Source organism: Clostridium mobile, assembly GCF_018918285.1.
Classification (GTDB): domain Bacteria; phylum Bacillota; class Clostridia; order Clostridiales; family Clostridiaceae; genus Clostridium_AW; species Clostridium_AW mobile.
In genome coordinates this window covers 752008-765222 of sequence record NZ_JAHLQF010000003.1, presented here as the reverse complement: position 1 = coordinate 765222, position 13215 = coordinate 752008, and the positions used below count along the sequence as shown (strand labels likewise).

General features: G+C 30.4%; 12 protein-coding genes and 1 riboswitch. Of the genes, 3 read left to right on the top strand and 9 right to left on the bottom strand.

The window, feature by feature from the left end:
• Positions 1-315: 315 nt before the first annotated feature.
• From KQI86_RS15310 to KQI86_RS15285, 6 genes are all read right to left on the bottom strand, one after another.
• Positions 316-948, bottom strand: coding sequence for a response regulator transcription factor (locus KQI86_RS15310; RefSeq protein WP_216440212.1), 633 nt, complete (start codon positions 946-948; stop codon positions 316-318).
• Positions 949-965: 17 nt separating this feature from the next.
• Positions 966-2084 (bottom strand): sensor histidine kinase, encoded by a 1119-nt coding sequence (locus tag KQI86_RS15305; RefSeq protein ID WP_216440211.1) that lies wholly within the window; start codon positions 2082-2084, stop codon positions 966-968.
• 242 nt (positions 2085-2326) lie between these two features.
• Positions 2327-2914, bottom strand: a complete 588-nt coding sequence (gene rbr / locus KQI86_RS15300) for a rubrerythrin (RefSeq protein WP_216440210.1) — start codon at positions 2912-2914, stop codon at positions 2327-2329.
• Positions 2915-3157: 243 nt separating this feature from the next.
• On the bottom strand, positions 3158-3745 hold the full coding sequence (locus KQI86_RS15295) for a protein kinase (RefSeq protein WP_216440209.1): 588 nt from the start codon (positions 3743-3745) through the stop codon (positions 3158-3160).
• A 142-nt stretch (positions 3746-3887) separates the two neighbouring features.
• Positions 3888-4736 carry an undecaprenyl-diphosphate phosphatase gene (locus KQI86_RS15290; protein ID WP_216440262.1) on the bottom strand — a complete coding sequence of 283 codons (849 nt, stop codon included), beginning with the start codon at positions 4734-4736 and terminating at the stop codon, positions 3888-3890.
• A gap of 246 nt (positions 4737-4982) precedes the next feature.
• Positions 4983-6176, bottom strand: coding sequence for a cation:proton antiporter domain-containing protein (locus KQI86_RS15285; RefSeq protein WP_216440208.1), 1194 nt, complete (start codon positions 6174-6176; stop codon positions 4983-4985).
• A 61-nt stretch (positions 6177-6237) separates the two neighbouring features.
• A riboswitch (Fluoride riboswitch) is annotated at positions 6238-6297 on the bottom strand.
• A gap of 537 nt (positions 6298-6834) precedes the next feature.
• On the opposite strand from KQI86_RS15285, the gene KQI86_RS15280 reads away from it, so the two are divergent.
• The 3 genes from KQI86_RS15280 to KQI86_RS15270 all read left to right on the top strand — a co-directional run bounded on the left by KQI86_RS15280 (position 6835) and on the right by KQI86_RS15270 (position 9392).
• Entirely contained in the window at positions 6835-8031 is a 1197-nt protein-coding gene (locus KQI86_RS15280; protein ID WP_216440207.1) for a cation:proton antiporter, read from the top strand.
• A 72-nt stretch (positions 8032-8103) separates the two neighbouring features.
• Positions 8104-8481, top strand: a complete 378-nt coding sequence (locus KQI86_RS15275) for a hypothetical protein (RefSeq protein ID WP_246582826.1) — start codon at positions 8104-8106, stop codon at positions 8479-8481.
• Between the two features lie 176 nt (positions 8482-8657).
• Positions 8658-9392 carry a CPBP family intramembrane glutamic endopeptidase gene (locus tag KQI86_RS15270; protein WP_216440206.1) on the top strand — a complete coding sequence of 245 codons (735 nt, stop codon included), beginning with the start codon at positions 8658-8660 and terminating at the stop codon, positions 9390-9392.
• An 82-nt stretch (positions 9393-9474) separates the two neighbouring features.
• On the opposite strand, the gene KQI86_RS15265 is transcribed toward KQI86_RS15270, so the two are convergent.
• From KQI86_RS15265 to KQI86_RS15255, 3 genes are all read right to left on the bottom strand, one after another.
• Positions 9475-10158 (bottom strand): GntR family transcriptional regulator, encoded by a 684-nt coding sequence (locus KQI86_RS15265; protein WP_216440205.1) that lies wholly within the window; start codon positions 10156-10158, stop codon positions 9475-9477.
• A gap of 133 nt (positions 10159-10291) precedes the next feature.
• The gene (locus KQI86_RS15260) at positions 10292-11641 is read right to left on the bottom strand and encodes a sodium-dependent transporter (protein ID WP_246582825.1); all 1350 of its coding nucleotides are present in this window, start codon (positions 11639-11641) and stop codon (positions 10292-10294) included.
• Between the two features lie 153 nt (positions 11642-11794).
• Positions 11795-13186, bottom strand: coding sequence for a tyrosine phenol-lyase (locus tag KQI86_RS15255; protein WP_343216179.1), 1392 nt, complete (start codon positions 13184-13186; stop codon positions 11795-11797).
• Positions 13187-13215: the final 29 nt, after the last annotated feature.

The following is a 13215-nucleotide window of genomic DNA, read 5'->3' as shown; positions in this document are numbered from 1 at the left end:
CATTAAAATTTCATACTTTTCTTCTGCTGTATATTTAGTTCTTCTGGACATAAAAATACTCCCCTTTCTAGTGACAGATTTTTATTTTTTAATCTGTCTACCTCAAGGGGAGCATATCAACCAAAAGGAGTTTGTCAGCATTAGGAAGTTTTATAAAATAAATTTTAGAAGTTCTTATTGCAGTGAGATAGCATAAAAAACATTATATAGCATTTTTTATTTGTTGAAATAATAATTATTTCTTAGCTTCTTTATATTATATAGCTATGCTTTTACAAACATCTAGTGAATTCTATGAAGAAAAATTGCAATTTTTCATTTTCCATCTTTAAGATAAAATATAGCTATTTGAGTTCTATCCCTTAAATTTAATTTTGATAGTATATCTGTAATTTTATTTTTTACAGTACCTTGGCTTAAAAACACTTTTTCTGATATTTCTTTATTTGAGTATCCTTCAGAAATGAGTTTCATTATTTCTATTTCAACTTCTTGAAGATTATACTTGGAAAAGTCCTTCTTATCCCCTCTTTTTAATAAATAAGGTACTTTTTCCGCTATGCTAGGATGAATGAGCATATTTCCTTCATTAACTATTTTAACTGCCTTAATTACCTCTTCAGGTAAAATATTTTTAAGCAAATAACCTGACGCTCCGTTTTTCAATGCTTCTACTATGTATTCATCATCATTAAATGTAGTAAGTATCAAAACTTTTATCTTTGGAAATGCCTCACATATTTTTCTTGTACCTAATACTCCGTCACATATTGGCATTCTAATATCCATTAAAATTACATCTACAGAGTTCCCCTGACAGAATTTAAAGGCTTCATCTCCATTTGAGCATGTACCTACAACTTCAATCTCTTCATCTAGAGACAATATTATTTTCATGCCTTCTCTCACCATTATGTCGTCATCTGCTATAACCACTTTTATACTCATTTTCTGTCCCCTCCTAATTAAAGTGGAATTATGCTTTCCACAATAAATCCATTAAAATTATATATTTTCAATTCTCCACCTATTCCCTTTAATCTTTCTTCCATATTAATAATTCCCATGCCTTTTTGAAAGCTTGTACATCCACTCCCATCATCACTTATCTTAAGACAAACTTTCTTTTCTTTGAATATGAGTTCAATGTTTATATTCTTAGCGCCTCCATGCTTTACTGCATTTGTTATACACTCTTGAATATTTTTATAAAGAGTCAATTTAATTTCACCATTTAAATTTATTATCTCTCCCTTTGATATGAAATCTATGTTAATTCCTGTGTCCAGGGTAAACTTTTTTGTCAAATCTTTAATGGAATCCACTATATTTTCTAATTTGATATTTTTCATATCTTTAACAGTATATCTTAGTATATCTATAGTTTCTCTTAGATTTTCCACTGAAGATTTTAAAAGTTCCTTTGACTTTTTTTCATCTAAATCTATTATACTTACTCCTGCTTGAAGTTGTATAAGTAGTGCAGTCAATCTATGTCCTATGGTGTCATGAATTTCTTCAGATATTCTATTTCTTTCTTCTAATTGAGTTAAATGTCTTACTCTATGAGAATATTGCTCCAATTGTTTTTTAGTTTTCTCCACTTCATAACTGTACCTTCTAACATCGTCATATAAATACTCCAACTCACGTGTTTCATCCTTCAATTTATTTATGCTAAAAGTTTGTAAAACACATAGACTATAGATAAGTAAATTTATTAATATAACTTCTATAGAAAAATCCTTAATTAAATAAATAAGCATGATAAAAGTGAGAGTTATAATACCATTAGCGTATTTTTTAGAATAACTTATTCCTTCTATAAGAGTGCTATATATAAAAATATATGTAATCCCCTTAAAATTATTAAAAAGAGTGTAGATTAGAACTAAATCTAAAAGAATGGAAAAGACATAGATTTTTTCTTTAAAATACATCATCCTTAGCTGCATATTAAACAAAATCAACAAAATAACTATTATAAAATATGGAAGGTGAGCTTCCTCCATCATAGATACAGCGTATATTATATTTAACAATAAAATTATAAATTTAATTATATATACATTTTTTCTATTCATATCTATTCTCCAGAATTATATTTTAAATGAATCACAGCAATTTTCCAAAGCTTTCTATTTGTCACAACTTTATTATAATATATTCCTTATTATATTTTAATAAGATTATTTTCTATATAAAATTAGTTCACATGAAATAAAAAATAACATAATAAAACTCTGTACACCTTATAAAATAAGCATACAGAGTTTTATATAAAGTTTTTTGTTATTTATTTTACATTTTAAAACTAAAGATTAAATTAATAGTTTTTACTAGCTAATTCAAAATAGTCTCTTGGGTGTACACATGCTGGACATTTGTCTGGAGCAGATGTTCCTTCATATATAAATCCGCAATTAGTACATTTCCAAAGAACTTTTTCATCCTTTTCAAACACTTGGCCATTTTTAACATTTTCTAATAATTTTAAATATCTTTCTTCATGTTCTTTTTCAACCTTTGATATCATTTCAAATGCTACGGCTACTTCTGTAAATCCTTCTTCTCTTGCTATCCTTGCAAACTCTGGATATAATTCTGTCCATTCTTCATTTTCTCCCATTGCCGCCGCCTTTAAATTGTCTGCAGTATTATCATGTAGTGATACTGGATATTTAGCAGTGATTTCTATTGCCTCGTCTTTATAATCATCCTTTAAGAATTTATAAAATCTTTTCGCATGCTCTCTTTCCTGTTCAGCTGTTTCGATGAATATGTTGGCAATCTGTACAAATCCTTGTTTTTTAGCAACGCTAGCATAATATGTGTACCTATTTCTTGCCTGTGATTCACCTGCAAATGCTTTTAATAAATTTTCAGCAGTTCTTGTTCCTTTTAATGATTTCATAAAAAAACCCCCTTAATTAATTTATATACTCATTAAGCAAAAGCTTTAAATACTTATTAATCGGATATTTATTATTATCAATTTCAAGCTTCTAAATATATAATATCATATGTTTTATGCTTAGTCAATAATGATTATTAAATAATAATTATTATTAGTTTGTATTAATATAATGGAAATAAAAATAATTGGCATACTATATCTACGACTAGCACAAGATATTAGTACGCCAATTTATAATACCTACTTAATACCCGTTTCTAAATATCTTTTCATCTTTGAGTTCCATTCGTCATAGAACTCATCATACTCATCCTTAACTACTTCTAAAAACTTTTCTAATACCCCTAATTTATTTAGCCCTTTCATCAAATGTCTAGGATAGGTGCGATCTTTAGAATAATTATTTCTAGGATCTATTACCATTAAAGAAAGTTCCTCTGTAATGTATAAATCTTTACATCTTATATCAAGTTTAGTAAAATTAAGCCTTTGAAATTCCTTCATAAGTTCAATAACCTTGCATGCTACTTCCTTATCTAATCCATTCTTCTTTATATACTTATCTAAACGTTCTCCCCCTACATAGTCTCTTACAATATAATATGTTCCGTTGCTGTATACATTAGGGAAATATTCACTGCCTTCTGTTCTCGCTAAAATACTATATTCCCTTTTGCATATCCTTTTTTCTTTAAAAATCTTAATCACTCTATTCTCTGGAAGTAGATATACTACACCGTTGTTTCCCTTTCCTAAAAATTCCCCTTCTCTTAGCATCTTTTCCGCTCTTTCATCTAAATCGATATAATACTCATTAACATCACTCATAAATACGCCTTTCTTTATTATTAATTCCCTTTATCTATATTCTATGAGCAAACTTCCATTCAATTGACATTCAAATGGCAAATAAAGTTATATTCTTATGTCCTTTCCATTCTATTCAATGAAAAATTGTTTTAGAATCTTTTTAATAAAATACTCCCATAGTTCCAGCTAACAAAACTATAACTGCGAATATCATTCTATATATTGCAAATATTTTCATTGGTTTTTTCTTTAAATATGAAATAAACTTATTAATTACTATTAAAGCTACTATAAATGAAACTAAAAAGCCAACAACAAGAGAAATTATTTCTTGTGATGTAAGAATAAATAAACCACCAACCTTCAAAAACTTTAAAAAGCTCATTCCAACCATTACTGGGATTGCTAAGAAGAATGAAAATTCAGCAGCTGCAACAGTAGAAAGTCCTGATACCCATCCCCCTATAATTGTTGAAGCTGAACGTGACATCCCTGGAATTATAGCTAGACATTGAAATAATCCGATTATCCATGCTTGTTTCACTGTAACATTTAATTCTTGTTCTTTTGAACTATTATTTCTAAATTTCTTTTCAGCATATATCATCCATATACCGCCTAAAAACAAAGTTATAGCTACAGATATTGGTGTGAATAAGTACTTATCAGCTAAATCATCTAATAGTACTCCTAAAATACCCCCAGGAATACAAGCAATAAATATCATAAACCAAAATTTAAATCCTGATTTCTCATATCCAACTTTTTTCGGAAAGAAATTTACAAGAGTATCTTTTATCTTTTTCCAATAAAGTATAACTACAGCAAGTATTGCTCCAAGCTGTATAACATATGTATACAGCTCAACATAATTTGGAGTTATTCCTTTAAACCCCATTAAATTTTGAAAAATAACAATATGTCCTGTTGAAGATACTGGTAAGAATTCTGTTATACCTTCCACGATTCCTAGTATTATAGATTTTATTATCAAAGATATTGTTTCCATATAATCACCTTTTCTAAATTTATTATTTTTTGCTATAACTAGTGTTGCTGACCAAGGATATAAATCACTATATTCAGAATTTAAAATTATCATATTTACCATAGTTATAGCAATAGTAAATACAATAGTTGATACTTAGTCTATCATAATTATATTTCTAGATTATTAAAGTTTCAAGGTATAAGCATTTATTTGAAATTCATTACTTATATATTTTTCGATAAAATATCACATAAAATTTTCATACTATAACTTTGTGATATCAGTTTCTAAAAGTTTCATTGCAGATAGTTTTATTGCAATTGCCCCCAAGGGTGCTGTTATTAAAATAGATAAAACCGCCACTGCTAATATTACCTCTCCTGACTCTACTCCTAAAGATAGAGGTATGGCCCCCATTGCTGCTTGAACAGTAGCTTTAGGAATATATGAAATCACACAAAAAAATCTCTCTTTCCAATTTAATTCTGTACCTAATACAGAAATTATAACACCTATACTTCTTCCTAAGAGTCCAATTAATATAACAATAATACCCATTCCTCCAGCCTCAAGTGCTACTTTTATATTTACTTGAGCACCTACTAATACAAAAAGTAATATCTCTGCAAAAACCCAAATTTTATTAAATTTCATTGCCAATCGCTTTCCTACATTAGGCATCTTTTCAAGTATTATAAATCCAATAGTCATTACTCCTAAAAGTCCCGCTATTTCCACCTTATTTTTTAGTAGGCTTTCTAATGTTGTGAGCAATATAGAAGAACCTAGTATAAGCAATACTTTTTTTGTATCTCTTATATGATATTTTTTAAATATCCATATGAGGATAAATCCAATAATAATCCCAGATACAACTCCTAAAATAATTGAAATAGGAATACCTAAAATTTTTACTCCTATGTTAACATGATTACCACTATATAATCCCAAAAATGTGCTAAATATTGTGATTGCAAATACATCATCAATTGAAGCACCTGCTAATATTAAGGTTGGTATGCCTTTATTTGTCCCTATGCCATTTTCTATAAAATTAATCATTTGAGGTACTACTACTGCTGGAGATACTGCTGCAATAATAAACCCTAGTATGCCTCCTTGTATAAAGGAAAATCCTAAAAGTTTTGTTGACGCAAAAGCAATAAAAAATCCTTCTATTAAACCTGGAATGCAACTGATTTTAATTGCCGTTTTCCCAACCTTTCTTAAATCATCTCTACTTATTCCAAATCCTGCTCTCAATAGTATTATGATTAGAGCAATTTTACGAAGATCATCAGACACATTCATTATATCTGCTCCAATTAATTTAAACCCATAGGGCCCTATAATAACTCCTAAAATAAGCATACCCAGTAACCCAGGCATCTTAAGCTTTTCAAAAAGAGCATTTGCAAGTAATCCTAATAAAATAATAATCGCTAAGCTTGTAGCCATAGTTGTCCCTCCTAATTAAATTTCCCTGGAAATACAAAAAACTCCTACAGGAATAAAAACATTACCTGTAGGAGTCATTAGCTTCACAGCAGTTAAGGTGAACTCCATCACCATATCTCAACTTTATTGATTAATAATATCATATTTTTTATAAAAATACAAATTTAGTTAGATGTTTAGTTCTTTAGATTCTTAGATGCTAGTTGGCTTCAATAAAAACTTATAAAGTTCTCCTATTCCTTAGAGCAATCATAGATTAAGCTTTACCTCTTGGGAAATTTGAATTTTTTATCTATATAGTATATAATATGGTTGTACAACTCAATTAAAGAAATATTTGCATATTATTGGAATCTAAGCAATATAAATCAATTAGTTGTATTTACCCAAAAGTCTGTTATATTCCGATTATGAGTTTTTAATTAAAAACATATAAATTAGAGCTTGTATAAAAACAGGAACTCCTAAAATATTTATAAGAAGTTCTTTTTTTATGCTCTCATTTCCTCTAAAGCCAGAGAGGAAGTTAAAGGGAATATATTTATTCTTTTAATAAGAATACAATTTAGGGGTTATATGCATATAGCCCCTAAACTTATGTCATCATTATTTTGCTTAGATTCATAAAATAAATATATTATATAGGAGGGTATACACATTGGATTTACTCTTAAAAATTGGTATTTTATTATTTGCTGGTGTTATAGGAGGAAGGGTAGCTAAACATTTTAAACTTCCTAATGTAACAGGTTATTTAGTAGCTGGATTATTTATTGGTGTATCTTTTTTAGGAATAATTACTGAACAAGACATGCCAAGCTTTTCAATTGTCAATGAAGTAGCATTAGCGGCCATTGCTTTTAGCATAGGTAGTGAATTTTTATTAAAGGACATGTTAAAAGTAGGTAAAAGTATTCTTATAATCACACTGGCAGAAGCCATTGGCGCTGTAATATTAGTATTTTTAGTAACTTATTATGTATTTAATCAGTCCTTTCCATTTAGTATTGTAATAGCCTCTATGTCCGCAGCCACAGCTCCTGCTGCAACAATGATGGTGATTAAACAATATAAAGCTCATGGACCTCTTACAAGAACTATTTTACCCGTTGTTGCCATTGATGATGCTGTAGGAATTATGCTCTTTGGACTTGCTATGTCATTAGCTAAAATATCTATTGGTTCAACAAGCCATTCTTTTTTACAGATGATTAGCGCACCAATTATAGAAATTTTTGGCTCTCTTTTATTAGGATTTTTATTAGGAGTTGTACTTACATTTTTAGCTAACAAATCGAAGAGTAAAGAGGAACTATTGTCAATTATATTGGCTGTAATTGCTGTTAGCACTGGACTGGCTAACTTATTAAAATTGTCTCCTCTTTTAACTTGTATGATGCTTGGTGCAACCCTTGTAAATTTAATGCACAACTCAAATCGTGTATTTACACTTATAACAGATTTTACTCCTCCCATTTATTTGATGTTTTTTACTTTAGCAGGAGCAGATTTAAATCTAAGCGTTCTAGCTCAAGTTGGAGCTTTAGGTGTGGGATACATTATAGCTAGAGCAATTGGAAAGATGCTCGGAGCTTTCCTAGGAGCAAAATCCGTAAATGCAGATGATGCGGTGGTTAAATATTTAGGACTTAGTCTATTGCCACAGGGTGGTGTTTCCATAGGATTATCTATAATAGTAAGACAGGAATTACCACAATTTGCTGCAGCCATAACTACAGTTATTCTCTTTAGTGTATTAGTTTATGAAATTTCAGGGCCTATCCTAGCAAAGATAGCCATAGAAAAAGCTGGAGAGGTAAACGGCTTAAAGAAAGTTGCAGGTCAAGCCTGTTAAAAACAATAAAAGTCATTGGAAAAAGATACTTCATTGTATATAATTTAGGTAAGTAATTATATGATTTATATTATGAAAGTTGGTGATACAATGTATGCATTATTTCTAGTTCTCAATGAAGTTGACTACTTAGATGATATTCTGTCTACTTTTTTAGATATTGGTGTAAAAGGTGCAACTATCTTGGATAGCCAAGGGATGGGTAGCGCCATAGTTCATCGCGAAAATAGAGACATACCTCTTTTTAGATCATTAAAAAGCTTTCTAGATAGTTCTAGACCTTATAATAAAACAATCTTTACTGTTATTCAAAGTGAAGAACTTGTAATAAAAGCTATGCAAGCAGTTAATGACGTAGTTGGAGATATTTCAAAACCTGGTGTAGGTTTAATGTTTACAGTTCCTATAGGTCATATTCAAGGTATGAATGAAAACTGTTGTGATGAATAAATAAAAAAGTTGCGATATAATTTTTATTTAATAAAATTTGTCGCAACTTTTTATTTTATTATAAATTCTTTTTTCATAATCTTTTAAAAATAATGATTTTTCTGTATAAATATGATAATATAAATATATGATTATATACAAACATCGACCAAATATAGTTTATTGGAGGACAAGCCTTGAAAAAGAGTTCTAAACAATTTTTAATAATATCCTTTATCATAAGCTACATATGTTTTGGTATAATAGTTTATTCTAGGATTGCATTTACCCAGATATTTAATTCTCCTCTTTATCTATCTCTATTTGTGCTTGGGTGTCTAGGCCCTCTTATTTCATCATTTATTGTACATATTTTAAATAGAAAAGAACTAGGCGGAATGAGAGGATTTATAGACAAGTTTAGAATAGTTAAAGCTCCAAAAACCTTTGTTTTAATACCAGTATTTCTAATAGCACATTATGGTTTTGCAATACTTTTGAAAAATGTTTATAGATATGGTAGTATTATAGATTTTTTTCGTTATCTCCCTATGGCGATAATACTAGGCTCTCAAGAAATTGGTTGGAGGGGAATAATTCAGCCAGGAAATGAACAGAAAAATGGATTTTGGAAATCCTCTATTATAACAGGATTGTTTTGGTCATTGTGGTTTTTGCCACTTATTTATATACCACAATTCATTATACTCCCACAGTTTTATGCACAATTCGCAGCATATTTAGTGGGAATAAGTATACTATTGACTACTCTTTATAAATCAAGCGGGAGTATTGTATATTGCATAATACTATCTAGCTTTGTCTTCGCATTATTTCCAGTTATCATCTTAAGGCAGAGTTTCATGCTTGTTCTAATAGCACTGCTTGACTCAATAGTTGCAAATATATTTAAGGACAAAACCTTCAATTAAGAGAATAAAATATAAAAGGAGCTATATCAAAATTGCATTTTGAAACAGCTCCCTTTTTCGTCTTTCTAAACAATAATTTAGTTTAATCATAAAAATCATCTTCTTCTAATTTTTTTTCTCTTTGCTCAAGTATTTTTATAAAGGTTTCTTCAGCAGCTTTATAATGCTCCTCCGTAAGTCTCATTGCCAATTCATAGTCCTTGTCTCTAAATGCATTCATTATTTTTTTATGCATCTTAATGCTGTCTTCTTGAATTTGAAAGGTACCAGAGTTATAAAAATTCCTAACAAGCATTTCATGAAGAACATTATATTCTTTAAAGATCTTTTTTAATCTGCTATTTTTAGAGTAATTAATAAATGTCTTATGAAACTTATAATCATAGTCATAGAATTCATCAGTGCCTATATACTTCTCCTGAAGTAATAAATATTTTTCTAAATGCTTACATACTTCTTCAGTGTCAACTTTCTCAAAAGACAGTTTTACACCGGTGTTAATTACATATAGAAGTACCTCATTGACCTCAAGAAAAAAATCGTAATCAAAATCAACCACTGTTGCTCCAGATTTGTCTATAGATGTGATCAATCCATCTTGATTTAGACGATTTATGGCATCTCGAATAGGAGATGAACTAACTCCAAATCTTTTTTGTAATGTCCTATTGACAAGCTTTGAGCCAAAAGGAATCTCTCTTTTTAATATTTCCATTTTTAATACATCATAAATTTGATCACTTAAAGTTTTTTTGTTAATTAACACGCCACTACTCCTGTTTTTATATTAAGTAAAATAAATTAATTTGATATATTATATCATTAATCTTTTATTATGTAAATGAAAGAGGCAGAGCGACACTCCACCTCGACTTTCTTTTAATGCTAATTTGTTAGTTTTAAAATGCTACTTTCATAAATAGAGCAACTATGCATAATATTGCTGCAAAAGGTACATAAACGTACTTACCCAAGTTATACCACAAATCTCCTTGCTTCTTTTTAGCTCCTAAATTTATTTCATTAAGTAAATCTTCTTTTTTCATAACCCAGAACCAGGATATGGCGCCTAAGGTTGCTCCGATTGGAATAATATATATAGATATAATGTCCATCCATGGTCCCCACTTAAATATAGGTTCCATATTAACGCCTATACCAAAGCAAATTACACAAAGTAATATTAACATAGGAACACGCTTTAGTTTAGGAAATTTATACATTAATGATTCTCCAACTACTTCAAACATGTTTTGTAGAGAAGATACTCCTCCAAATACCACTGCTGTAAATAATATTATTGCAAATATTCTTCCCCCTGGTATGTCCTGTAATATTCTAGGCAAGGTTACAAATAAAAGTCCGGGGCCAGAACCAACATCCACATTGTATGCAAAGCAAGCAGGTATAATAACTAATGCTGCTACTATTGCTGCAATTGTGTCAAATATAGCAGTGCTTTTCGCTCCATCTACTATATCTTCATTATCTGAAAGATATGCACCATATACAATCATTCCACTACCAGTTACAGATAGAGAGAAGAAGGCTTGTCCCATAGCCCAAATCCAAACCATTGGGTCTTTTAACATTTCCCATCTAGGCATGAACATGAATTTATATCCTTCCGCGGCCCCAGGTAAAAATGCTACACGAATAGCAAGAATTATAAATAACATAAAAAACAATGGCATCATAATCTTATTAGTCTTTTCAATACTGTCCGCACCAAGTGTCAATGTAAGCAATGTTCCAACAACAACTATTAAGTGATATGGAATAACGGAATAATCCGTCATAGAGAATGATTCAAACCATACTCCTGTGTCCACAGTCATGAGACTACCTGTAACAGATTGAGTCCAACCTTTAAGTACATATGAGATAATTACTGCATAACCTATTGCTATACACATAGAGCCTACAAGAGGAAGCCATCCCACAAATTTACCAATTCCTTCTTTACCACCAGATTTCCAAGCATTCTCGTAAGCACCAAGGGTACCGGTTTTTGCTCTACGACCGATTGCATATTCTGCTGAAAGTCCTGTGTAACTAAAAATCACTATGAATATGAGATAAGCTACTAAGAATGCTCCACCACCGTTGCTTCCTAGTTTATAAGGAAACCCCCAAACATTAGCCATACCTACTGCTGAACCTACACACGCTAATATAAATCCCCATTTTGATGCAAATTTAGGACTATTCTGAATATTTTTGGTATTTTGATCCACTTGAGTTTGCATACATTTCCTCCCCATTTTTAACTTTATAATAGGAGTCATTATAAAGTAGTATTTTTTTTAATCAGCCCACCTTTTTAATATATGTATATTATATATATTCTATATTTTCGGGCATAAGACCCGAAAATATAGAATAATAAGTTTTTACTTTAATTAGTCTGCATAATCAAATTTTGCAGTAAAGAATCTTAATTGTGCAGGTTCATAAATGAATTTAAGTGGTCTTATGTCTTCTTTATGTTTATATAGATGGATAACTGATTCAGCTACAACATCCATATGCTTGTAAGTGTAAACTCTTCTTGGAATAGTAAGTCTAACTGTTTCTAACTTTGGTCTATGGTTTTCACCTGTAACAACATCTCTACCTGCAGAAACTATACCACGTTCCATGGATCTAACGCCAGAGTCAATGTAAAGTGAAGCAGCTAGTGATTGAGCTGGGAATTGTTCTTGATCTAGATGTGGACAGAATCTTCTTGCATCTAAGAATACAGCGTGTCCACCAACAGGTTCAACTATAGGAACTCCCGCTTCTTTTAATCTATCTCCAAGATATCTAACTTGTTTTATTCTATGTTCTATATATTCATATTGCATTGCTTCTCTAAATCCAATTGCTATAGCTTGCATATCACGGCCAGTCATACCGCCATATGATGGCATACCTTCGTAAACTACAACTATTTCTTTAGCTTTTCCGAATAATTCTTCATCATTAATCGCTAAGAATCCACCGATATTTACTATACCATCTTTTTTACCGGACATAGTGGCACCGTCAGAGTAGCTGAACATTTCATGTACTATATCTTTAATTGAAACATCTGCATATCCTTCTTCTTGTTCTTTAATGAAATATGCATTTTCAACACATCTAGTAGCATCATAGAAAACTTTGATTCCATGTTTTGCTGTAAGTTCTCTAACTGCTCTCATGTTAGCCATAGAAACTGGTTGTCCACCTGCTAAATTTACAGTAACAGCAAGACATACATACGCTATGTTTTCTGCACCTTTTTCATCTATTAATTTTTGAAGTTTATTTACATCAATGTTACCTTTAAACTTAACATTTGCTGAAGCATCGTGTGCTGCATCTTGAACAATGTCTACAAAGATACCGCCATTTTTTTCTTGATGATATCTAGTAGTTGTAAAATACATATTACCAGCTACGTATTGTCCTGGCTTTATAGCTATACTTGATAGAATATTTTCTGCACCACGTCCTTGGTGAGTAGGAACAACGTGTTTAAATCCAAATAACTCTTGGATAGTAGATTCTAGATATACCCAGTTTTTACTGCCAGCATAAGCTTCGTCTCCAATCATCATTCCTGCCCATTGAACATCACTCATGGCATTTGTTCCTGAGTCAGTAAGCAAGTCAATATAAACATCCTCTGACTTCAAGTTAAACGTATTATATCCAGCTTCTTTCATTGCAATCTCACGTTCTTCTCTTGAGATCATTTTTACAACTTCTACACTCTTAATCTTAAAAGGTTCCGCAGGGTACTTACTTAAATCCATGTAATCCATAATAAAAATCCTCCTTGAATTTAATTTAT

Bases quoted from the DNA above. Each gene is read 5' to 3' on its own strand.
- KQI86_RS15310 (WP_216440212.1), bottom strand. From the start codon at position 948: ATGAGTATAAAAGTGGTTATAGCAGATGACGACATAATGGTGAGAGAA.
- KQI86_RS15305 (WP_216440211.1), bottom strand. From the start codon at position 2,084: ATGAATAGAAAAAATGTATATATAATTAAATTTATAATTTTATTGTTA.
- rbr (WP_216440210.1), bottom strand. From the start codon at position 2,914: ATGAAATCATTAAAAGGAACAAGAACTGCTGAAAATTTATTAAAAGCA.
- KQI86_RS15295 (WP_216440209.1), bottom strand. From the start codon at position 3,745: ATGAGTGATGTTAATGAGTATTATATCGATTTAGATGAAAGAGCGGAA.
- KQI86_RS15290 (WP_216440262.1), bottom strand. From the start codon at position 4,736: ATGGAAACAATATCTTTGATAATAAAATCTATAATACTAGGAATCGTG.
- KQI86_RS15285 (WP_216440208.1), bottom strand. From the start codon at position 6,176: ATGGCTACAAGCTTAGCGATTATTATTTTATTAGGATTACTTGCAAAT.
- KQI86_RS15275 (WP_246582826.1), top strand. From the start codon at position 8,104: ATGAAAGTTGGTGATACAATGTATGCATTATTTCTAGTTCTCAATGAA.
- KQI86_RS15260 (WP_246582825.1), bottom strand. From the start codon at position 11,641: ATGCAAACTCAAGTGGATCAAAATACCAAAAATATTCAGAATAGTCCT.
- KQI86_RS15255 (WP_343216179.1), bottom strand. From the start codon at position 13,186: ATGGATTACATGGATTTAAGTAAGTACCCTGCGGAACCTTTTAAGATT.